At 72.2% G+C, this 21730-nt stretch carries 24 protein-coding genes and 1 tRNA gene; 16 read left to right on the top strand and 9 right to left on the bottom strand.

Annotation, left to right across the window (positions count from 1 at the left end; genetic code table 11):
• Window positions 1–13 precede the first annotated feature (13 nt).
• From TR42_RS01510 to der, 11 genes are read left to right on the top strand one after another with little or no spacing between them, the layout of a single operon-like run.
• Entirely contained in the window at window positions 14–967 is a 954-nt protein-coding gene (locus TR42_RS01510) for a heme o synthase (protein ID WP_042212334.1), read from the top strand.
• 2 nt (window positions 968–969) lie between these two features.
• Window positions 970–1887 carry a site-specific tyrosine recombinase XerD gene (locus TR42_RS01505; protein ID WP_042212332.1) on the top strand — a complete coding sequence of 306 codons (918 nt, stop codon included), beginning with the start codon at window positions 970–972 and terminating at the stop codon, window positions 1885–1887.
• 32 nt (window positions 1888–1919) lie between these two features.
• On the top strand, window positions 1920–2735 hold the full coding sequence (locus tag TR42_RS01500) for a ParA family protein (protein ID WP_042212330.1): 816 nt from the start codon (window positions 1920–1922) through the stop codon (window positions 2733–2735).
• 1 nt (window position 2736) lies between these two features.
• Window positions 2737–3594, top strand: a complete 858-nt coding sequence (locus tag TR42_RS01495; protein ID WP_042212329.1) for a segregation and condensation protein A — start codon at window positions 2737–2739, stop codon at window positions 3592–3594.
• Entirely contained in the window at window positions 3588–4136 is a 549-nt protein-coding gene (scpB, locus tag TR42_RS01490; protein WP_074789057.1) for an SMC-Scp complex subunit ScpB, read from the top strand. Before TR42_RS01495 ends, scpB begins: the two co-directional genes overlap by 7 nt.
• Window positions 4136–4885, top strand: coding sequence for a pseudouridine synthase (locus tag TR42_RS01485; protein ID WP_042212325.1), 750 nt, complete (start codon window positions 4136–4138; stop codon window positions 4883–4885). The genes scpB and TR42_RS01485 overlap by 1 nt, the downstream gene beginning before the upstream one ends.
• Before the next feature lie 41 nt (window positions 4886–4926).
• Window positions 4927–5289: a chorismate mutase gene (gene aroH / locus TR42_RS01480; protein WP_042212324.1), complete on the top strand. Its 363-nt coding sequence runs from the start codon at window positions 4927–4929 to the stop codon at window positions 5287–5289.
• Between the two features lie 7 nt (window positions 5290–5296).
• The gene (locus TR42_RS01475; protein ID WP_042212321.1) at window positions 5297–6349 is read left to right on the top strand and encodes a prephenate dehydrogenase; all 1053 of its coding nucleotides are present in this window, start codon (window positions 5297–5299) and stop codon (window positions 6347–6349) included.
• Entirely contained in the window at window positions 6346–7074 is a 729-nt protein-coding gene (cmk, locus tag TR42_RS01470; RefSeq protein WP_042212320.1) for a (d)CMP kinase, read from the top strand. The genes TR42_RS01475 and cmk overlap by 4 nt, the downstream gene beginning before the upstream one ends.
• Window positions 7071–7769 (top strand): lysophospholipid acyltransferase family protein, encoded by a 699-nt coding sequence (locus TR42_RS01465; protein ID WP_042212318.1) that lies wholly within the window; start codon window positions 7071–7073, stop codon window positions 7767–7769. The genes cmk and TR42_RS01465 overlap by 4 nt, the downstream gene beginning before the upstream one ends.
• A complete protein-coding gene (gene der, locus TR42_RS01460) occupies window positions 7766–9241 on the top strand; it encodes a ribosome biogenesis GTPase Der (protein ID WP_042212316.1) in 1476 nt (491 codons plus the stop codon). The genes TR42_RS01465 and der overlap by 4 nt, the downstream gene beginning before the upstream one ends.
• Window positions 9242–9404: 163 nt before the next feature.
• Here the strand turns inward: der and TR42_RS01455 are convergent, their stop codons facing one another.
• The 4 genes from TR42_RS01455 to TR42_RS01440 form a co-directional block, all read right to left on the bottom strand.
• Window positions 9405–9593 carry a hypothetical protein gene (locus tag TR42_RS01455; protein ID WP_042212315.1) on the bottom strand — a complete coding sequence of 63 codons (189 nt, stop codon included), beginning with the start codon at window positions 9591–9593 and terminating at the stop codon, window positions 9405–9407.
• A gap of 75 nt (window positions 9594–9668) precedes the next feature.
• Window positions 9669–10061, bottom strand: coding sequence for a DUF1801 domain-containing protein (locus TR42_RS01450; protein ID WP_042212313.1), 393 nt, complete (start codon window positions 10059–10061; stop codon window positions 9669–9671).
• 4 nt (window positions 10062–10065) lie between these two features.
• A complete protein-coding gene (locus TR42_RS01445) occupies window positions 10066–10833 on the bottom strand; it encodes a glycerophosphodiester phosphodiesterase family protein (RefSeq protein ID WP_042212312.1) in 768 nt (255 codons plus the stop codon).
• Window positions 10830–11756, bottom strand: a complete 927-nt coding sequence (locus TR42_RS01440) for an alpha/beta hydrolase (protein WP_042212310.1) — start codon at window positions 11754–11756, stop codon at window positions 10830–10832. Before TR42_RS01440 ends, TR42_RS01445 begins: the two co-directional genes overlap by 4 nt.
• Window positions 11757–11846: 90 nt before the next feature.
• On the opposite strand from TR42_RS01440, the gene TR42_RS01435 reads away from it, so the two are divergent.
• Window positions 11847–13199, top strand: a complete 1353-nt coding sequence (locus TR42_RS01435) for an MFS transporter (RefSeq protein ID WP_042212309.1) — start codon at window positions 11847–11849, stop codon at window positions 13197–13199.
• A 16-nt stretch (window positions 13200–13215) separates the two neighbouring features.
• Here TR42_RS01435 and TR42_RS01430 read toward each other — a convergent pair whose 3' ends face one another.
• Window positions 13216–13827 (bottom strand): nucleoside deaminase, encoded by a 612-nt coding sequence (locus tag TR42_RS01430; RefSeq protein WP_042212307.1) that lies wholly within the window; start codon window positions 13825–13827, stop codon window positions 13216–13218.
• Window positions 13828–13851: 24 nt separating this feature from the next.
• Complete coding sequence (locus tag TR42_RS13985; RefSeq protein ID WP_052405493.1) at window positions 13852–14859, bottom strand: pyroglutamyl-peptidase I; 1008 nt, start codon at window positions 14857–14859, stop codon at window positions 13852–13854.
• A gap of 133 nt (window positions 14860–14992) precedes the next feature.
• Between TR42_RS13985 and TR42_RS13980 the strand changes: the two genes are divergently transcribed.
• Both TR42_RS13980 and TR42_RS01415 read left to right on the top strand, forming a co-directional pair.
• Complete coding sequence (locus TR42_RS13980; RefSeq protein WP_052405492.1) at window positions 14993–16183, top strand: GGDEF domain-containing protein; 1191 nt, start codon at window positions 14993–14995, stop codon at window positions 16181–16183.
• The gene (locus TR42_RS01415; protein ID WP_042212306.1) at window positions 16180–17400 is read left to right on the top strand and encodes a GGDEF domain-containing protein; all 1221 of its coding nucleotides are present in this window, start codon (window positions 16180–16182) and stop codon (window positions 17398–17400) included. The genes TR42_RS13980 and TR42_RS01415 overlap by 4 nt, the downstream gene beginning before the upstream one ends.
• Here the strand turns inward: TR42_RS01415 and TR42_RS01410 are convergent.
• Window positions 17328–18215: an SDR family NAD(P)-dependent oxidoreductase gene (locus TR42_RS01410; RefSeq protein WP_236623290.1), complete on the bottom strand. Its 888-nt coding sequence runs from the start codon at window positions 18213–18215 to the stop codon at window positions 17328–17330. The genes TR42_RS01415 and TR42_RS01410 overlap by 73 nt on opposite strands.
• Window positions 18212–19492, bottom strand: a complete 1281-nt coding sequence (locus TR42_RS01405; RefSeq protein ID WP_174435451.1) for a flavin-containing monooxygenase — start codon at window positions 19490–19492, stop codon at window positions 18212–18214. The genes TR42_RS01410 and TR42_RS01405 overlap by 4 nt, the downstream gene beginning before the upstream one ends.
• 176 nt (window positions 19493–19668) lie before the next feature.
• Here TR42_RS01405 and TR42_RS01400 point away from each other — a divergent pair.
• Both TR42_RS01400 and TR42_RS01395 read left to right on the top strand, forming a co-directional pair.
• Window positions 19669–19742, top strand: a tRNA-Pro gene (locus TR42_RS01400).
• Between the two features lie 249 nt (window positions 19743–19991).
• Entirely contained in the window at window positions 19992–20432 is a 441-nt protein-coding gene (locus TR42_RS01395) for a hypothetical protein (protein WP_042212304.1), read from the top strand.
• Window positions 20433–20526: 94 nt separating this feature from the next.
• Here the strand turns inward: TR42_RS01395 and TR42_RS01390 are convergent, their stop codons facing one another.
• Window positions 20527–21645 carry a class I SAM-dependent methyltransferase gene (locus tag TR42_RS01390; RefSeq protein ID WP_042212303.1) on the bottom strand — a complete coding sequence of 373 codons (1119 nt, stop codon included), beginning with the start codon at window positions 21643–21645 and terminating at the stop codon, window positions 20527–20529.
• Between the last annotated feature and the right edge of the window lie 85 nt (window positions 21646–21730).

Raw genomic sequence — 21730 nt, 5'->3', positions numbered from 1 at the left:
TACACTTGTCCGCATGCCGATCGCCACCACCGAGGCTCATGCCTCCGCGCCCGTCGGCGCGCCCCGTTCGGTGGCGACTGTCGTGGGCGCGTACATCGCGCTGACCAAGCCGCGCATCATCGAGCTGCTGCTCGTCACCACCATCCCGACGATGGTGCTCGCGGCCGACGGCTGGCCGTCGCTGGGCCTTCTCGTCGGCACGCTCGTGGGTGGCGCGCTGTCCGCGGGCGGCGCTCAGGTGTTCAACAGCTACCTCGACCGCGACATCGACGCGGTGATGAAGCGCACGCGCCGGAGGCCGCTGGTCACCGGCGCCGTGTCGGAGCGCGGCGCGCTCATCTTCGCGTGGGTGCTGTCGGTGGTCTCGACGCTGTGGTTCTGGCTCGTGGTCGGATCGCCGCTCGCGGCCGTCCTGTCGGTTCTCGCGATCGTGGGCTACGTGGTGGTCTACACGATGATCCTCAAGCGCCGCACGGCGCAGAACATCGTGTGGGGCGGCATCGCGGGCTGCATGCCCGTGCTCATCGGCTGGGCCGCCGTGACCCAGTCGCTGTCCTGGACGCCGTTCCTGCTGTTCCTCATCATCTTCTTCTGGACGCCGCCGCACTACTGGCCGCTGTCGATGAAGTTCAAGGGCGACTACGAGCAGGCCCGCGTGCCGATGCTCCCCGTGGTCGCGCCCGTGCGGAAGGTCGCGGTCGAGATGCTCGGCTACGCGGCCGCCATGGTCGCGACGTCGCTGGTGCTCGCGTGGGTCGCGAACATGACCTGGGTGTACGTCGTGGCGGCCACGGCCGCCGGCGCCTGGTTCATGACGGGCTGCGTCCGGCTCTACCTCCGGTCGAGCAGGGGCGAGGAGCGTCTCAAGGAGATGCGCCTGTTCCACGCCTCGATCACCTACCTCTCGGTGGTGTTCGCCGCGGTGATGGTGGATCCCTTCATCACCGACGTCCTCTCGGTCCGCTGAGGATGCTGACGCGGCAGCGTGACGCCTACCTGGCGCACGTCGCCGTCGAGCGCGGGCTGAGCCCCAACACCGTCGCCGCGTACCGGCGCGATCTCGACCGGTACTGCGCCTTCCTGGCCTCGCGCGCGTGCGACGACCTCGCGGACGTCGCGCGCGAGGACGTCGCCGAGTTCGCCCAGGCCGTCAGCACGGGCGCCGACGGCGGTCGCGCGCTGGCCCCCGCATCGGCCTCCCGCACCGTGGTCGCGGTCCGCGGCTGGCATCGCTTCGCGGTCCTCGAGGGCTGGACGCAGGCGGACCCGTCGGCGCAGGTGAAGCCGCGCGCGATCCCCAAGCGCCTGCCCAAGGCGATCAGCACCGACGACGTCGCGCGGATCCTCGGCCAGGCGGGCGTGGGCGACGGCATCGCGCCGCTGCGCGACCGGGCGCTCCTCGAGCTCGTGTACGCGACCGGCGCGCGCATCTCCGAGGCCGTGGGCCTCGACGTGGACGATGTCGAGCTGGCGCCGGGGGAGGAGACCGTGCTGCTGCGGGGCAAGGGGCGCAAGGAGCGCATCGTGCCCGTGGGCGGCTACGCGGTCGAGGCGCTCGACGCGTACCTGGTGCGCGCGCGCACGGCGTTCGCGCAGTCGGGTGCGGGCACGCCCGCGCTGTTCCTCAACACCCGCGGCGGACGGCTGTCGCGCCAGTCCGCGTGGGCGATCCTGCGCACCGCGGCCGAGCGCGCAGGCGTCGAGGACGTGTCCCCGCACACGCTGCGCCACTCGTTCGCGACGCATCTCCTCACCGGCGGCGCGGACGTGCGCGTGGTGCAGGAGCTGCTGGGCCACGCATCGGTCACCACCACGCAGATCTACACGCTCGTCACACGCGACACGCTGCGCGAGGTGTACGCGGCGACGCACCCGCGCGCCCGCTGAGTCGGGTCCCTTCCAGGCGGTAGGGTTGGCGCGTGTCCGACTTCCCTGCACCCGAGCCTCTTTCCAGCCACGGTCCCGCGCGCGTCGTCGCGCTGTGCAACCAGAAGGGCGGCGTCGGCAAGACCACCACGTCGGTGAACCTCGCCGCCGCCCTCGCCGAGTTCGGACGCAAGGTCCTCATCATCGACTTCGACCCGCAGGGTGCGGCCTCCGCCGGCCTCGGGATCAACGCCGACGCGCTCGACCGCACCGTCTACGACCTCCTCATGGAGACCGGGGTCGCGACCAAGGACGTCATCCTCGAGACCAAGGTGCCCGGGCTCGACCTGCTGCCCGCGAACATCGACCTCTCCGCCGCCGAGGTGCAGCTGGTCGGCGAGGTCGCCCGCGAGAGCGCGCTCGCCCGCGCGCTGCGCCCGGTGCTCGACGACTACGACGCGATCCTCATCGACTGCCAGCCGTCGCTGGGCCTGCTCACCGTCAACGCGCTCGTCGCGGCGCACGGCGTGGTGATCCCGCTCGCATCGGAGTACTTCGCGATGCGCGGCGTCAAGCTGCTGGTCGACACCATCAACAAGGTCCAGGACCGCCTCAACACGCGCCTCACCATCGACGCGATCGTCCCCACGCTGTACGACGGCCGCACGCTGCACGCCCAGGAGGTCGTGGAGCGGGTGCGCGAGGCCTTCGGCGACCGTGTCACGGACACGATGATCCACCGCACGGTGAAGTTCCCCGACGCGACCGTGGCGGCCGAGCCCATCACCACGTTCGCCCCGTCGCACGCCGGCGCTGAGGCCTACCGGCAGCTCGCGTGCGAGCTCGTGGCGCGCGGGGTCGCCGCGTAGCGTGACCGACCAGGTCGCGACCGAGTCCTCGAAGGGTTTCGAGGTCCATCTCGACAACTTCGAGGGACCGTTCGACCTTCTGCTGAGCCTCATCTCGAAGCACCAGCTCGAGATCACCGAGGTGTCGCTCGCGCGCGTGACGGATGAGTTCCTCGCCACCATCGCCGCACGCGAGGGCGACTGGGACCTCTCGCAGGCCTCCGAGTTCCTCGTGGTCGCGGCGACCCTCCTCGACCTCAAGGCGGCGCGGCTGCTGCCGCAGGGCGAGGTGGACGACGTCGAGGACCTCGAGCTGCTCGAGGCGCGCGACCTGCTGTTCGCGCGGCTCCTGCAGTACCGGGCCTTCAAGCAGGCGGCGGGCGCGTTCGCGACGATGCTCGCCGCGCCCCGCCGGGTCCCTCGCGACGTCCCGCTCGAGCCGCACTTCGCGATGCTGCTCCCCGAGCTCGTGTGGACCGTCACGCCGGAGACGTTTGCGCAGCTCGCGGCGCATGCGCTGCAGCCCAAGGCCGCGCCCACCGTGAGCCTCTCCCACCTGCACAACCCGGTCGTCAGCGTGCGCGAGCAGGCGGCGGTCATCACGCAGCGCCTCCAGCGCGAGGGCGCGGTGTCCTTCCGCAGCCTCACCAGGGATGCGGACGGCACCCCCGTGGTGGTCGCGCGGTTCCTCGCGCTGCTCGAGCTGTTCCGGGAGGCGGTGGTCGCCTTCGATCAGGTACGCTCCCTCGGCGAGCTGACGGTCCGCTGGACCGGCGGCGACTCCGCGGTCGAGGTGTCCGCGGAGTTCGATGAGGACGATGCCATGGGCGTCGCCTCGCAGGCCGCCGGGATCGCGGCGGAGGACGGGGAGCCATCGTGAACGAGGCATCGCTCCGAGGAGCGCTCGAGGCCGTGCTCATGGTGGTCGACGAGCCGGTGCCGGCGGCGGAGCTCGCGGCGGCCCTGGAGGTGCCCGTGGCCGAGGTCGACGGCGCGCTCACGTCGCTGCGCGACGAGTACGCCGACCCGGAGGCGCCCCGCGGCTTCGAGCTGCGGGAGGTCGACGGCGGCTGGCGCATCTACTCGTCGCGGCTGTTCGCGGACGTGGTCGGCCGGTTCATCGTCGACGGCCAGTCGGCGCGTCTGTCGCAGGCGGCTCTCGAGACGCTCGCCGTCGTGGCCTACCGGCAGCCGGTGACGCGCGGTCAGGTGTCCCAGGTCCGCGGCGTCAACGTCGACTCGGTGATGAAGACCCTGGCGGCGCGCGGGCTGGTGACCGAGGTCGGCGAGCTCGGCGGCGCCGTCCTGTACGGCACCTCGACCGAGTTCCTCGAGCGGATGGGCATGTCCTCTCTCGACGACCTGCCGCCGCTCGCGCCCTACCTGCCCGACCTGGCCGACATCGATGGGGAGTCCCGCTGATGGCTGATCTCGAGATCCACCGCCCCGAGGGCGTCCGGCTCCAGAAGGTGCTCGCCTCGGCGGGCGTCGGCTCGCGCCGCAAGTGCGAGGAGCTCATCGAGCGCGGCCGCGTGACCGTCGACGGCGAGGTCGTCGATCAGCTCGGCGTGCGCGTGGACCCCGAGGCCGTGGTGATCGCGGTCGACGGCGAGCGCATCTCCGTCGCCGCGGGCCACCTCACCGTGGTGCTCAACAAGCCGTTCGGCGTGGTGTCGACCATGAGCGATCCGCAGGGCCGTCCCGCGCTCGACCAGTTCGTCTCGCAGTACCAGGAGCGGCTGTTCCATGTGGGCCGGCTCGACGCCGAGACCACCGGGCTGCTGCTGCTCACCAACGACGGCGAGCTCGCGAACAGGCTCGCGCACCCCACGCACGGTGTGTCCAAGGTCTACGTCGCGAAGGTGAAGGGTCGCGTGTCCAAGCACGTCACCACGCAGCTCAAGGAGGGCATCGAGCTCGACGACGGTCCCGTGCGCGCCACCGCGTGCACGGTGCTCGACGTCGCGAAGGACTCGTCGCTCGTCCAGGTCGAGCTGCACGAGGGCCGCAACCGCATCGTGCGCCGCATGCTCGACAAGGTGGGCCACCCGGTGCTCGAGCTGGTCCGCACCCAGTTCGGCCCGTTGAGGCTCGGCACGATGGCGCCGGGCGAGGTGCGGGAGCTGTCGCCTGGCGAGGTCGGCCGGCTCATGGACATCGCCGGGATGTGACGCGCCCGTCGGGCGCCGCCGCGACCGATACGATGGGCGCCATGACCATCCGTGCGATCCGTGGCGCCATCACCCTGGACCGCGACGAGAAGTCCCATCTGCACGAGCGGACCACCGAGCTGGTCGAGGCGATGATGCAGGAGAACGCGCTGCACACCGACGACCTCATCTCGGTGATCTTCACGTGCACGCCCGACATCGTCAGCGACTTCCCGGCGGCCGCCGCCCGAGGCCTCGGCTTCGGGGCCGTCCCGCTCATGTGCGCGCAGGAGATGGCGGTCCCCGGCGCGCTGCCGCGCGTGGTCCGCGTCATGATGCACGCGCACCTCGACCGTCCGCGCGACGAGATCGCCCACGTGTACCTGCGCGACGCCGTGAGCCTGCGCCGCGACCTCGCCCAGTAGGAGCGGCATGCAGAACCCACCGCGGACGCACATCGTCGGCGCCGGACTCATCGGCGCGAGCCTGGGCATCGGCCTCGCCGCCGAGGGCTGGGACGTCACCATCGAGGACAACGACCCTGAGGCGCAGGCGCTCGCGCGCTCGATCGGCGCGGGCGGAGCCCCGGGCGACGACGCCCCCGAGCTGGTCATCGTCGCCGTGCCCCCGTCCGCCGCGCCCGCCGTGGTGGCCGCCGCGCTCGGCCGGTACCCCGAAGCGGTCGTGACGGACGTCGCGAGCGTCAAGGCCCCGATCGCCGACGCGGCCGCCGCCACCGGCGCCTCGTCCCGCTACGTCGGCTCGCACCCCATGGCGGGCCGCGAGATCTCGGGCGGGCTCGGGGCCCAGGGCGACCTGTTCAAGGCGCGCCCGTGGGTGCTGTGCCCCAACGGCGCGACCGCAGAGGCCGTCGCGCTGGTCTCGCGCGTGCCCGAGGTGCTCCAGTGCGACGTCGTCACCATGGAGGCCTCGGCGCACGATGCCGCGGTCGCCCGCGTGTCCCACGCGCCGCAGGTCGCGGCGTCGGCGGTGGCCGCCGCGCTCGGCATCCTCGACGCGGACGACGTCGCCCTCGCGGGCCAGGGCCTGCGCGACGTCACGCGCATCGCGGGCTCGCTGCCGGGGATGTGGGCCGACATCGCCCGCATGAACCGCACGCACCTCATCGAGACGCTCGGCCACATCATCGACGACCTCGAGGACGTGCGCGAGGCCGACGACATCGGCGAGGCGCTCACCGACCTCATCGACCGCGGCCGCTTCGAGGTCGCGCGCATCCCGGGCAAGCACGGCGGCGCGAGCCGCGACTGGACGCCCGTCACCGTCATCGTGCCCGACACGCCCGGCCAGCTGCTGCGGCTCCTGTCGCACACGGCCGAGGTCGGCGTCAACGTCGAGGACATCTCCATCGAGCACTCGCCGCGGCAGCCGGTGGGACTGACGACGCTCTACGTGCTGCCCGCGCGCGCCGCGGACCTCATCGCGGCGCTCGAACGGCAGGGTTGGGAGATCGCTGCATCATGACTGGAATCTCGATCGCGATCGACGGACCCGCGGGGACCGGCAAGTCGACGGTGTCCAAGGAGGTCGCGCGCCGCCTCAAGCTCGCCTACTTCGACACAGGCGCGACCTATCGCGTCGCGACGCTGTGGTGCATGCGCGAGGGCGTCGACCTCGCACAGGAGTCCGACGTCGCGGCGCTGGTGGAGACCATGAACGTCTCGCTCGTGCTCGACCCGCGCAACCCGCGCGTGCTGCTCGAGGACGAGGACGTGAGCTCGCTCATCCGCTCCGACTCGGTCGCGCTCACGGTGTCGAAGGTCGCGACCAACCTCGAGGCCCGTGCGGCGCTCGGGCAGTGGCAGCGCGACGTCATCGCGGCGGAGCTCGAGGGCGGGTACTCCGATGGCCGCGGCGTGGTCTCCGAGGGCCGCGACATCACCACCGTGATCGCGCCCGACGCCGACGTCCGCATCCTCATGACCGCCGACGAGGAGATCCGCGTCGCGCGCCGCGCCGGCGAGGGCGCCGACCTCGCCACCGTGCGCGAGGCGGTGCTCGGACGCGACAAGAAGGACTCGACGGTGGTGCAGTTCCACACGGCCGCCGACGGCGTCCACACGCTCGACACCTCGGAGCTCACCATCGAGGAGGCCGTCCAGGCCGTGCTCGACCTGGTGGCCGAGGTCCGGGGCGAGGGCGCGCAGGACGGCGAGGCCGAGGAAGCCGGAGCCGAGGCAGGGGAGTGAGCGCACGGGTCCCCAGCCGGTGGGGCCCTCGCTGGTCCCGCTGGGTGGGCCGCTTCCTCGCGCGCGTGCTGTGGCGCACCGAGGTGCGCGGGCGCGACAACGTCCCCTCCGACGGTGCGGCGATCGTGGTGTGCAACCACGTGGGTCTCATCGACGGGCCGGTGGTGCACGGCGTGATCCCGCGCGGCTCGCACTTCCTCATCCGCAAGGGCATGATGACCGGTCCGCTCGGCGCGATCCTCAACGCCGCTCAGCAGATCACGGTCGAGGGCTCGGGTCGCGAGGCGCTCGCGCAGGGCCTTGCGGTGCTCCGGCGCGGCGACGTGATCGGCGTGTTCCCCGAGGGCACCCGCGGCGGCGGCACCGCCGAGGCGGTCCACGGCGGGGCTGCGTGGCTCGCGATCCAGTCGGGCGCTCCCGTGGTGCCCACCGCCATCGTGGGCTCCCGGCACACCGGCGAGTCCGTCAACGTGTGGCCCCGACCGGGCCGGCGCCTGCTGGTGGCCTTCGGCGAGCCCGTCACGCTCACCCCTCCCGAGGACGTCCGGGGCGGCCGTGCGAAGCAGGCCTGGGCGGCCGAGAGGCTCGCCGAGACGCTTCGCGACCAGGTGACCCGTACCCTTGACACGACAGACCTCGAGCTTCCGCTCGACGACCCGCGCCGTGAAGCGCGCGAAGAGAAGGACCCCGCATGACTGACGAGCTCCCCGCTCCGCACGAGTCGGACGCGCCCGAGACGCTCGACGAGATCCGTGAGGCCGCGCTGCGCGCCGGCCTCGAGGACTACGACCTCAGCCCGGAGGACCTCGCGGACCTCGTCGGCGAGCCCGAGCCCCTGACCGAGGAGGCGCTGCCCGTCCTCGCGATCGTGGGTCGCCCGAACGTCGGCAAGTCGACCCTGGTCAACCGCATCATCGGCAAGCGCCTCGCCGTCGTCGAGGACACGCCCGGCGTCACCCGCGACCGTGTCGCGTACCGCGCCGAGTGGGCCGGTCGCGACTTCACGCTGCTCGACACGGGCGGCTGGGAGAAGAACGTCACCGGCATCGACCTCTCCGTCGCGCAGGCGGCGGAGGCCGCGATCGACATGGCGGACGCGATCGTCTTCGTCGTCGACGCGATGGTCGGCGCGACCGCGACCGACGAGCAGGTGGTACGCCTGCTGCGCAAGGCCGACAAGCCGGTGGTGCTCGCCGCGAACAAGGTCGACGGCCCGCAGGGCGAGCTCGAGGCCGCCGCGCTGTGGAACCTCGGCCTCGGGGAGCCCATCGCGGTCTCGGCGCTGCACGGCCGCGGCACGGGCGATCTGCTCGACGCCGCGATGGCGGTGCTGCCGACCGAGATGCACGAGATCGAGGTCGACGAGGACGCTCCGCGCCGCATCGCGCTGGTCGGCCGTCCGAACGTCGGCAAGTCGTCGCTGCTGAACAAGCTCGCCGGCACGGAGCGCGTCGTGGTGAACGAGCTCGCGGGCACCACCCGCGACCCCGTCGACGAGCAGGTCGAGTACGGCGGCCGCACGTGGACGCTGGTAGACACCGCGGGCATCCGCCGCCGCGTCCACATGACCAAGGGCGCGGACTTCTACGCGTCGCTGCGCACGCAGACGGCGATCGAGCGTGCCGAGGTCGCGCTCGTGCTGCTCGACGCGTCGACGCCGCTCACCGACCAGGACCTGCGCGTGGTGCAGCAGGTGGTCGACGCGGGCCGCGCGATGATCTTCGTGTTCAACAAGTGGGACCTCGTGGGCGAGGACGAGCGCTTCCTGCTCGAGCGCTCGATCGAGAAGGACATGGTGCAGCACTCGTGGGTGCCGCGCGTCAACCTGTCTGCGACCACGGGCTGGCACACCAACCGTCTGCTGCCCGCGCTCGAGCTCGCGCTGTCGAGCTGGGACCAGCGCATCTCCACGGGCCGTCTCAACTCGTTCCTGGGCGAGCTGGTCGCGGAGCACCCGCACCCCGTGCGCTCGGGCAAGCAGCCCAAGATCCTGTTCGCGACGCAGGCCGCCACGCGTCCGCCGCGCTTCGTCATCTTCACCTCGGGCTTCCTGGACCCGCAGTACCGCCGCTTCATCGAGCGTCGCCTGCGCGAGAACTTCGGCTTCGAGGGCACCCCGATCCAGATCTCGGTCCGCGTCCGCGAGAAGCGGGGCCGCAAGAAGTAGCCCCGCCGTCGATTCCCAATGACACGTGTGACAGGTGTGATCATGGGTGACCGATGCGGGGCAAGGGTCGCGTAGGGCGGGGCCACCCGACGCCCGCCGCGGGTGAAGGGCAGCGTGCGGCCCATCTGTGGCGCTCGGGGCGTCCCGGAGTGGCAGCCGCCGGCTACTGCGGGCCGCCGCCGCTCGCCCGGGAGAACACGAGCCCGAGCACGAACCCGATGCTCACGAAGGCCGGGAAGAGGGCGAACGTGCCCGTCGCGATCCATATGAGGAAGCCGGTGACGGAGCCGAGCAGTATGCCCGCAGCGAAGGGACGCGGCCGGATCGTCGGCTTCCTGTCGTCATCGCTCATCGCCCGCGCGCTCCCGACCAGGGCCGCGCACGGGTTGTCACACCGTTCACCTTTGTCATTGGGAATCGACGGGAGTCAACGTGCGAACGCTAGCTCGGCGAGGTCCGTCAGGACCGTGAGGTCGATCGCGTCGAGCCGCTTGACGTAGACGCAGGCGACGCTGCGCGTGTGCGGTCCGAGCTGCGCGAGCAGGCCGGCGCCTTCGGGGGTCTCGGTGAAGCCGTAGAAGGTGAGCTGCGCCTTGCGCGGCGAGAAGCCCAGCGCGGGCATGTCGCCCTCGCGTCCCGACGCGTAGCGGTAGTGCACCGAGCCCCAGCCGATGATCGACGGCCCCCACATCACCGGCTCGACCCCGGTCACCTCGGTGAAGAGCGCGACCACCGACTCGGCCTCCGCGCGCCGACGCGCGGGCTCGACCCCGGCGACGAAGGCCTCGACCGGCACATCCGTGGGGACGGTCTTGTTCACGGCCTCACCACATGCCGCGGGACTCGAGCACCTCGCGGAGGATGTCCGCACGGTCGGAGACGATGCCGTCCACGCCCGCATCGATGAGCGACTCCATCTCCTCGCGCTTGTTGACGGTCCACACGTGGACCGACCTGCCCGCCTCGTGCGCGAGGCGGATGTGGCGCTGCGTCAGCACCGGCATCATCCCCACCCGCCACGGGATCTGCAGCACGTCGATCTCGCGCAGGCTGCGCAGCGTCCCGAGCCCGAGCAGCCCGCCGACGAAGAACCGCGCGGCCTCCGACGTGCCCGCGGACGTGGCCACCGGCCGGCTGAGCCTGTCGACGGTGGCCTCGCGGCGCTCGGCCGAGAACGAGGCGACGCACACGCGGTCATGGGCGCCGGTGCGCTCGATCGCCTCGGCGACGGGGACGATGCCGGACACGGCCTTGACGTCGATGTTGACCCGGACGTCGGGCCAGGTGCCGAGCACGTCCTCGAGGAGGGGCACGGGCTCGACGCCGCCGATGCGCGCCTCCTTGACCCGGGACCACGCCAGCTCGGCCACCACGCCCTCGCCGTCCGTGGTGCGGTCGAGCGACTCGTCGTGCAACGCCACGGCGACGCCGTCCGCGGTGCCGTGGGCGTCGGTCTCGAGGTACCGGAAGCCGAGGTCCACCGCCGCCTGGAAGGCCGCCATCGAGTTCTCGAGCCCGTCGCGCGAGAAGCCGCGGTGGGCGAGCGGGGCGAAGCCCGTGTCGAAGTAGGGGTGGGCGGGACGTGGGGTCATGCGAGCACCTCCGTGAGCCAGGCGGCGACGGCGGCGAGGTACGCCGCGCGGGGGACGGGGGACGAGAGCGACAGCTCGTGCACCCCTCCGGTGATGACGGTCTCGGTGACGCGCGGACCGAGCCGGGGGGCGAGCCGTGCGATCGCGCCGACATCGACCACCGTGTCCTGGGCGCCGAGCAGCGGATTGTCGGGGGAGTCTGGGCCGGAGCTGTGGGAGCGCCCCACCAGCACGGGGACGCGGATGTCGAGACCCTCGGCGACCCGTGCCTGCGCGGCGCGGACCGCGGCCAGCCACGCGGCCCGGACCGGGACCCCAGCCGGCGTCTTCCAGCCCGCGTCGAAGCTCCAGCCGCCGCCGTCCTCGGCGAGCAGGTACGCCGCGTAGTGCGAGGGCGCGTTGTGGAGGACCATCGCCGGACGCACCCCGGCGAGCGCGGGGACGGCGCGGAGCGCGACCCGCTCCGACCATCGTCCGACGCGGTCGAAGTAGGGGCTGTCGAGCACCAGGCCGGCGAGCGCGGGGGACGGCCGGTCCGAGGCCCAGATCGCCGCGGCGAGGCCGCCGTTCGAGTGGGCATGGACGATGAGCGGGAGACCCGGGTGCTCAGCCTCCACGGCGGCCGCGGCGGCGCCGATGTCGTCCCCCAGCTCCGCGATGTCGGAGATGAGGTGCGGGACGTCGCCGTCGCGCAGCGACCGCCCCGCGCGCCGCATGTCGACCGCGTAGAACGCCAGCCCCTGCCCGGTGAGGAAGCGCGCGAGCTCGTCCTGGAAGAAGTAGTCGTTGTAGCCGTGGACGTGGAGCACCGCCGCGCGCGGTGACGCGGGCGCGTCGAGCGCACGCACCAGCGTCGCGTCGCCGAGCGGGCGCGCGGCGTACCCGGCGAGCACATCGTCATCCCAGGTCACTGCCGTCGTCATACGACGATCGTGCCACCTCGAGGCGGAGAGTTCAGCGTGCGTTCGCGTGTTGGTCGCGCATCGTTCACCCGACACCGGCACGCTTGGCGCATGACCTCGGACGCGAGCCCCCAGACCGCCGACGCCGATGCGGAGGGCCGGCCGGCGCATCGGGGCCGGATCCTCGCGTGGGCGCTGTGGGACTGGGCGACGCAGCCGTTCAACTCCGTCATCATCACGTTCGTCTTCACGGCGCTCTACTTGCAGTCCGAGGCCTTCATGCAGCCGGAGGTCGCGCGGCTGGGCGAGGGCGACCCGGCGTACGACCTCGCGCGCGCAGACATGTCGGGAGGCTTCGGCCTCGCGATGACCCTCGCCGGAGTGCTGGTCGCCATCCTCGCCCCGGTGCTCGGCCAGCGGGCGGACACGGACGGTCAGCGCAAGCGCTGGCTCGGCTGGATGACCACGCTGCTGGTGCTGTGCATGCTCGGCCTGTACTTCGTGCAGGCCGCGCCGCCCTACTTCGTGCTCGGCGTCTCGCTCATCGCGATCGGCTCGATCTTCTCGGAGATCGGCGGCGTCAACTACAACGCCCTCATCACCCAGGTGAGCACGCCCGCGAACCTGGGCCGGGTCTCAGGCCTCGGCTGGGGCTTCGGGTACACGGGCGGCATCGTCGCGCTGGTGCTCGTGGTGATCGCGGACTCCGCGGACTGGTTCGGCCTCGACACGTCCAACGGCATGGCCTACCGCCTCATCGCGGTCGGCTGCGCGCTGTGGACGGTCGCCTTCGCGTGGCCGCTGTTCCGCTACGTGCCGGAGGCTCCCGCGGCGGGGCGGGAGCGGGTCTCCTTCGTGGGCGGCTACGTGCGCCTGTGGCGCGACCTCGCCGGGCTGTGGCGCACCGACCGGCCGATGCTGTGGTTCCTCGTGGCGAGCGCGATCTACCGCGATGGCCTCGCCGGCGTCTTCACCTTCGGTGCCGTCATCGCATCGGTGGCGTACGGCTTCTCGACGACCGAGGTGCTGCTGTTCGGCGTCGCGGCGAACCTGGTCGCGGGGCTCGCGACGATGCTCTCCGGGCTCCTCGACGACCGCTTCGGCCCGCGCACCCTCATCATGTGGTCGCTGGGCGGGATGATCGGCGCGGGCCTCGTGGTCGCGTTCCTCGAGCCGCTCGGCAGCATCGTCTTCTGGACCGCCGGGCTGTTCCTGTGCCTGTTCGTCGGTCCCGTGCAGTCCGCCTCGCGCTCGCTGCTCGCGCGAGTCGCGCCCGCCGGCAAGCAGGGCGAGATCTTCGGCCTCTACGCGACGACCGGCCGCGCGGTGTCGTTCCTCGCCCCGCTCATGTGGACCGTCGCGATCGCGGTGACGGGCGCGACCATCTGGGGCGTGCTCGGCATCATCGCGGTGGTGGCGCTCGGCTTCGTCGCGATGATGTTCGTCAAGCTCGAGGTGCGCTGAGCGCGCACGGCACGGGTCAGGCGTCGACGGCGTCGATGGGTCCAGAGCCGCGGGCGTTGTAGACCGTCGCGGAGGACTCGCCGTAGGCCCGGTAGACCGCGAGTGCCTGGTCGCGCAGCACGTCGGAGGTGACGGTGATCCCGCGCGCCTCGAACTGCTCCGCCCAGTCGCGCACCACGGGCCCCTCGTCGAAGCGCGTGAGGCGCTCGAGCTCGGGCCCCTCTCCGGCCACCACGAGGTGCTTCACGCCGGACCACAGGGTCGCGCCGTAGCACTGCACGCACGGACGCCAGTTCACCACGAGCGCGAGATCGCGCTCCGCGCCGAGGTCCCACGTCCCGAGGCGCTGCTGCGCGAGCGCGAGCGCCATGACCTCGGCGTGACCGGCGCTGACCCCGGAGCCGAGCACCACGTTGACCCCCACCGAGACCAGCTCGCCGGTCCCGGCGTCGACCACGATCGCGGCGAACGGGCCGCCCCCGCCCTCACGCCAGTTGCGGTCCGCGAGGCGGTGCACCAGCGCCATCTGGTCCTCCGGCGTCGCGAGCGTGCCGGGGAGGTCGGGGATCTGGTCGATCAGCCAGCGGGGCAGGGACAGGGTGACGCTCGTGGCGAGGCCCTCGGCCATCGTTCCTCCAGGTGTCGGGGCGGTTCAGCGGTCGCTGCGCCCCGAGATGATCTCATCCCAGGTGGGGTGGCGCACAGCGCCGGTCGCGTCATCGTCCGGCTGCTGCGGCTCTGCGGCCTCTGCCGCGGGCGCCTCAGCCGCCGCCTCGAGCGCCGGCACCTCCCCGGACGTGGGTCCCCACGGCGGGACCACCACGGGGTGCGAGGTCTCGGGTCGCCCGGCGGCCGGGGGCAGGCCCGGATCGGAGGGCTCGGACGGAGATGCGGCGGTCGGCGCGAGCGTCGGCGCGACGCTCAGCGGTGCTGCGGCGAGCTCAGGTGCGGACTCCGCCGCCGACTCCGTGGCGATCGGGTCGGAGATCGGCATGAGGAAGGGCTGGGTGGCGTCCGCGTCGTACTCGGGCGCGGCGGGCTCGGGCGGCGCGGGCTCGGCGTGCTCCTCGCCCAGCACGGTCTCGACGATGGTTCGCAGCGCCTCGGCGAGCACCTCGGCGGGCAGCGCCACGCCTCCGGGCGCTGAGGGGGCCGTCGGCGGCAGCTGGATGAGCCCGCTGGGCACGCCCCACTCCGCGAGCTCGCGCTGCAGGACGTAGAAGACATGGTTCGCCAGGCCGCTGCCGGCGTTGACCGAGAGCTGCGCCGGGAGGCCGCGGGCGTCCAGCGCCTCGAGGAGCTCCCGTGACGGCAACGTGGTCCACAGCCCGGCGGGAGCCCCGGCGACGATGGGGGCGTCCATCGGCTGGGCGCCGTGCGCGTCGGCGACCGGGGCATCGTCCAGGTTGACCGCCAGGCGCTCGATGGTGACGGCGGTCGCGTCGGGCCGCGTGGCGACGACGATGACCGCGTCGGGAAGGTGCTTGGCCACCGAGGCGCGCAGCCGGCGCGATGCCTCGGTGTACGCGGGGGTGAGCTCGCGCGCGACGATCTCGGCCGATCCGTGCCACGTCTCGGCGAGGATGCGAGCGGCATCCGCCGCGCCGTCGCCCGCGGCGCCCGGCAGGGGTTCGAGTGCGGTGAGGAGAACGCGTGCCATGCCCTCAGCCTAGGCGTTCCGCGCCTTCGGTCCGGTTCGTGACACCTCGGTCGAGGCGATCCGAAGTTGAGGCGCTGTGGACTTCTCCACACCCTGTGGCCGCGCGCGCGTAGGGATCTCTACCTTTGGGGTCATGTTCGATCCGACCAGCCTGCGCGTCGCGCTCGGCGTGGTCGTGATGCTCGCGGTGCTCCACTCGCTCGGGAAGGTGCGCCGCATCTGGCCGAACTCCGCTCCGGTGTGGTGGGGAGCCGGGCTCATCGTCACCGTCGTGAGCCTGATGCTCGACGGGCTGGGCAACGGCAGCCCCGTGCAGTGGCTGACCGTGCCCCTGGGCAACGCCGCCGGCGTGGTCGCCGTGCTCTGCGTGTACAACGCCGGGGCGTCCCTTCTCGACAGGCGGCCGATGTGGGTGGCGCAGGGCGCGATCGTGGTCGGGGCTCTCGGCACGGCCGCGCTCGGCGAGCCCGGGCGCGATCCCTGGGCGGGAGCCCTGTACCTGCTCGTCGTGCTGGCGGGCGTGTACACGGCGATCGGGGTGACCATGGCGAGCGCATTGCTCTACGCGCGAGCGCATATGCCCGAGGTGTCGCGCACGGGCCGCCAGGCTCTCGGCGCCTTCGCGGTGGGTGCGCTCGCCCTCGCGGTGATGTACCTCATCAGGACCGCGGCGTTCGTCCTGCACGGTCCCGAGAGCACCGCGTTCGCGACGGATCAGGGCGCCGGGCTGACCGCCCTGATCCAGACTGCCGCGGTCGCGCTCACCACGCTCGCGATCGGCGCGGCCGCCGAGGAACGCCTGCGCGCGGACCTCGAGCGCCGTGCCACCACGGACGAGCTCACCGCCGTGCTGGCGCGCGGCGAGGTCCTGGCGCGCATCGAGCGCGCGCGCGACGGTACCCCCGACTGCACCGACGCCATCGTGCTCTGCGACGTGGACCGGTTCAAGGAGATCAACGACGGCTGGGGCCACGCCGCGGGCGACCGAGCGCTGGTGGCCTTCGCCGACGCGTGGAGGTCGGTGCTCGGGCCCCAGGACGTGATCGGAAGGCTCGGAGGGGACGAGTTCGTGGTGATGCTGCACGATGTCGACGAGGCAGGAGCCGTGGCGAGGGTGCGCGAGGCCTCGTGTCGCCTCGCCTCCGAGGACTGCGCGTCCGGTCGGCCCGCGCCGTCGGTGAGCCACGGCATCGCGATGCTCGCGGGCGACACGGTGCCCACGGTCGCGATCGGGCGCGCCGACATGGCGCTCTACGAGGCGAAGGCGGCCGGAGGAGGCGCGATCCACGTCGCGCACCGGTCCGAGCCGGCGAGGGAGCAATGATCGACGCCATCAGCATGCGCATCGTGCTCGCGGTCCTCGTGGTCGTCGCGCTCGCGTACACGCTTCACCTTGCCCGCCGCGAGGGCAGGGGTTCGGTGGCGGCGGCCTGGGCCGGCTCGCTCGCCGCCTTCTCCACCGGCACCGTCCTGTTCCTCGGGGACGGCACCCCGCTGCAGCCCTACACGGCCGCGCCGGCGAACATGGCGGCGGTCCTGGGCGGATGCATGATGATCGCGACGGCACGTCGGCTTCGCGGGGCCACGCTCCCGTGGTGGCTGTTCGCCACGGTCACCCTCGGCGCGGGCGCCGCGACGCTGCTGGAGGACCCCGTGCGCAACTCCTGGGCGGGTGGCGGCTACATGCTGTTCGGGCTCGGGGCCTGCTCGGCCTACACCGCTGCCTCGCTGTGGCGCCATCGCAGCCCGCGCAGCGCCGGCGAGGTGCGGTCTCTGGCGCTCACCGCGTCCGGACTGGCGGCCTTCTACGCGCTCCGATGCGCCCTGTTCGTGACGTTCGGCCCGGACAGCGCCGCGTTCACCACGTTCGCCGGGAGCGGGCTTACCGCGCTGGTGCAGGTGGCCTCGATATCCATCGTGACCGTCGCGGTCGCGCACCTCGACGCGTCGGGGACGCGCGAGGAGCTCGCGCGTCGGGCGACCACGGACGACCTCACGGGAGTCCTCAACCGGGGCGAGCTGCTGGAGCAGGCGGAGCGCATGCTCGCGTCCTCCTCCGGCGCCGCGCGCGACGGCGTGGCGGTGGTGATCTCCGATCTCGATCACTTCAAGGACGTCAACGACACCCACGGGCACGGCGAGGGCGATCGGGCGCTGCGCGCCTTCGCGCAGGCCTGGACCGACGCGCTTCGTCAGGGCGACGTGGTCGGGAGGATCGGCGGCGACGAGTTCGTGGTCGTGATCCCGGGTATCACCGCGGAGCGCGCCGCCGAGCGCGCGACCGTGGTCACGCGGCGCTTCGTGGAGCGGGCGGTCTCCGACGGCTACGCGGCGCCGACCGCCAGCCACGGCGTGTCGATCGCCGCGCCCGGCTCGAGCTTCGCGAACGCGCTGGCGCGGGCGGACGAGGCGCTCTACGAGGCGAAGCGGGCGGGCCGCGGCGTCGCACGCGTCTACGGACCCGCCGATCAGTCCTCGAACGCGACGTCGATGCCGTCCACGGTCGACACCAGTCCGCGCTCGCGCAGCTCGCGGATGTAGCGCGCCTGCCCCCGCCTGCCCTTGCCTCGGAACAGCGGCATGAGGCGCGGGAGCGCGTTGGGCATGAGAAGCGCGGCCCGCACCAGCCACGACTCGCTCGGCCGCGGGTAGGCCTCGAGACGCGGCCGGTCGAGCAGCCCCATCATCGTCGCCGCCACGTGCTGCGGCGACTGCGGCGGGTCCTGGAACTGCAGCGAGTTGCCGCCGTCGAGCGCCTCCTGCCGCAGCATCCGCGTGTCCGTGGCAGAGGGCAGCACCGAGCTCACCGTGATGCCCTTGTCGCGCAGGTCCAGCGCGATCGAGAGCATCGCGCCCCGCAGGCCGAACTTGCTCGCCGTGTAGATCGGCGTCTCCCCCAGGGGGAAGATGCCGCCGAGCGAGACGGTCGTGATCACACGGGGATCCGGCGACTCGCGCAGCAGCGGGATCGCGAGCCTGGTCACGACCAGGGGGGCGGTGAGATTGACCGCGAGCTCCTGCTCGATGCTCTCGACGCTGCGCTCGTCGAAGCGCGCGGCGCTCGTCATGCCGGCGTTGTTGACCAGGACATCGATGCGCCCGTACCGGTAAGCGATGCGGTCAAGGACCGCCTCGACCTCGCTCCGGTCCGTGAGGTCGGCCACCTCGGCGTGGTGGCGTGAGGCGCCGTCCGGGAGGGCGGCGACGGCCGTCGCTGCCGCCTCGTCCCTCGCATCGACGACGACGATGCGGGCCCCGCGCTCGGTGGCAAGCGCGCTGAACGCGCGGCCGATCCCGCCGGCGCCGCCGGTGACGACGACGATGCGTCCGGTGAGGTCCAGCCGCGCCCGCCTCACGGGAGGCTCCAGCTCATGCGCCGCGCCGTGCGATGGAGGTACCGGGTGATCGCGGTCATCTCGACGTACCCCGTGTGCCGGGGCGAGTCGATGAAACGGATGCCGCGGGAGAGGTCGGGCTCGTCCGTCGCGATGATGCGCTCGAACTCGTCCCAACTGTCCGGCCGCGCGGTCCGGTCCTCGATGTGCTGCGCGATCATCGCCGCGAGCTGGGCCATCACCACGTACGCCGCGCCGTTGGTCTCGACGAAGCCGAGCCCGTAGAGCCCCGGATGCCGCGCGAAGGCGGTGAGGTAGAGGTCCGGGTGCGGGCCCTCGCCCAGGAGTTCCCGGGCGTACGGCACCTCGTGGCGGTATCCGGTCGCGAGCAGGATGAGGTCGACGTCCTCGGTGCTGCCGTCGGTGAAGGTGACCGTGGTGCCCTCGGTGGCGGCGATGCCGGGTCGGGCGGTGATGTCGCCTTGGCCGAGGTGGTGGAGCAGTTGGGAGTTCATGAGCGGGTGGGTCTCGAAGACCTTGTGGTCGGGCCTCGGGAGGCCGAGCCGCGTCACGTCGCCGTTGATGAGGCGCAGGAGCGCGCCGAAGACGCGCTGCTCCAGCCAGATCGGCATCGTCGGCCCGCGGGTCGAGAACACGTCCGAGGGCATCCCGAAGACGTGCTTGGGGATGAAGTGGTAGCCACGGCGCAGGCTGATGGCCGCGCGGTCCGCGGAGCGCGCGGCGTCGCAGGCGATGTCCGCGCCCGAGTTGCCCCCGCCCACGATGAGCACGCGCCTGCCTTCGAGCTCGGCCGCGCTGCGGTAGGTGACGGTGTGGCGGATCTCGCCGGAGTAGTCGCCCGGGATGTCGATGATCTGGGGGATCCACTGCACTCCGCTGGCAACGATGACCTGGGCGTGGTCCGTGGCGCGGCCGTCCGCGCGGGTGACGCGGTAGCCGTCCGGTATGCGCTCGACGCGCTCCACCGCGGTGCCGAGCTCGATCCCGTCGATCAGCTGGTTGGCCTCCGCGAAGCCGCGGAGGTAGGCGAGGATCTGGCGGTGGCTCGGGTAGTCGGGGTAGTCGTCCGGCATGGGGAAGCCGGGGAAGGCCGAGAGGGTCTTCGACGAGATGAAGTGCGCGGACTCGTACATCGGGCTGCCGGGGGCGTCGATGTCCCAGAGCCCTCCGACGCCGGCGTTGCGCTCGAGGTGGGTGTAGGGCAGGCCGCGCTGCTTGAGGGCGTGGGCGGCGGCGAGCCCGGCGGGACCGGCGCCGATGATCGCGGTGTCGCGCATGGGTCTCCTCGTCGTCGAGCAGTGCCTTGAGACTAGGGGAGACGAGGGACGATGCGGAAGGGCGGCGGTGCGGGCGCAGTGCCAGGCGTCACCAAGTTATCCGGGGCAATCTTGGCGCCGGAGGCCGAAAGTGGTCAGCGAGGCCTCCGGATTCCGATATAGTTATCGGGCTGTCACGGGCTGTGGCGCAGCTTGGTAGCGCACCTGACTGGGGGTCAGGGGGTCGCAGGTTCAAATCCTGTCAGCCCGACGTGTAGCAGGCGGAAAGTCCTGGTAACCCACGGGTTGCCGGGACTTTTCTGCTTTGTGCGACATGACGCCCTCATCTTTGTCAGGATCGCGGTCGGTCTGCTGGCATGGCAGCACGACTCCGGAGCTGACAGCCGACAACGGCGCACCGCGATCCCTTCCCGCCGTGCGACCTGCTCAAGCGCCCGGCGCCCGGGGCAGGTGCCGTTCGAGGCGACGCGCCCGCAGCAGCTGCGTCTACCGTGGTGGGGTGAGCACCGACCAGCCCGACGACAACCCGCTTTGGATCGAGATCGAGGAGTTCCGCGAGCTCTACGCGAAGGACCCCACGGTCGCGGACGATGTCCACGGCGCCGTGGCACGCTCGTATCCGGACCGGCCGGCCCTGGCGGATGCCGTGGTCGACTCGCTGGTGGCGGGCTTCGACATGCATGCGGACGAGGACGCGATCGAGGATGTCATCGAGGCTTGCGCCCGGCTGATCCCGCTGCTCAGCGCCCTCAAGACCCTCCGGGACTCCGGGGACCACGCCCTCGCGGACCTCCTCGAGTCCGCTCCCGCCAATGCCGGGCGGTGGCTCCACCTGGGCGGCTGGGCGATCCACACACCCGACGGCGATGAGGCGGCGTTCATGTTCGCACGCTTGGACGCCGGCCGGGCGTGGGTGCTGCTGCTGTCCGATCCGACCTGAGCCCGAGCCGTGGCCCCCGCGAGGGTCACCGAACCGACGCGGCGCTATCACGCGGGTTTCCGCCGCCACCCACGAGCGCTCGGTCGGGTATCTCTCAACGACGCGTCGACACCGTGACGGTGAACTTGGCGTTGCGCGCGACCTGCCGGGTGGGGCCGATCGTGCGCTCGAGCAGCGGCCGATACTTGAGGCCGGAGTTCCACACGCACCACAGTTGGCCTCCGGGGCGCAGGACCCTGGCCACGTCGGAGAACATGCGGGGCGCGATGAGGTCGGTCACGGCGGCGGCCGAGTGGAACGGCGGGTTCAACGTGATGAGCGAGGCGCTGCCGGAAGCCCTCGTGCTCAGCATGTCGTCGCGCGCCACCTCAACGCGGTCCTCAATACCGTTGGCGAGCATCGTCGCTTGTGCGGATGCGACGGCGATGGCCGACTGATCGCACGCGTACACATGCGCGCCGGTGCACTTCGTCGCCATCCAGGCACCGATGATCCCCGTGCCGCAGGCCAGATCGATCAAGGGATCGCTCGCTGTCCCGCCGACCGGAGCATCAGGGAGGTTCTCCAGGAGCAGGCGCGTGCCGATGTCGAGCCGCGCGCCCGCGAAGGCTCCGCCGTACGCCCGCACCTCGAGGCCCGCGACCCGCGCAGCGGCAGGGGTGGGATCGCGGCCGTCCCGCGGCCCGCGTGCGATGAGAACCCGCGACTTCTGCCGGGCATGGCTGACGTCCAGCTGCCCGAAGTTGTCGCTCAGCACGGCGTTCATCGACACCGACATGTGCTTGAGCCTCCCGCCCGCGATCACCACCACGCCGGGATCGGCGTGCGCGGCGATGAGGCCGGCGATGTCGCGCAGCGCGTCGAGGGTGCGGGGCAGGCGCAGCAACACCACGCGCGCACCGCTGACCAGTTCAGCGTCGAAGGGAAGTGAGCGAAAGCGGCCGGTGAGCCCTGCGCGCGAAGCATTGGCCTCGAGCGCATGCTCACCGGTGATCGCGTCGAGATGCGCACGGATGCCGGTCGCACCGTCGTCCGCAGCCCCGAGGGTGAGCGCGCCGTAGGCGTCGTTGATCACCACGATGTCGCCTGGCCCCGCAGCCGCGCGCAGCTCAGCGGATTCGTCGAGGATCAACCGATCCGCCGCGTCGACGGCGACAAGTCCGGGCGCCTCGACGTCGGGCCAGCGCCGCAGCGCGTCGAAGAGCTCGCTCACCACGTCACATCGCCGTCGACGTCCCGAGCCGCGCCGGCGCAGGGGAGGGGGTAGGCGCGGACGCGGGTGGCGACGATGCGCGGGT

The sequence above is a fragment of the Demequina mangrovi genome (assembly GCF_000759715.1).
Lineage (GTDB): Bacteria > Actinomycetota > Actinomycetes > Actinomycetales > Demequinaceae > Demequina > Demequina mangrovi.
This window is presented reverse-complemented; position numbering and strand designations above follow the sequence as displayed.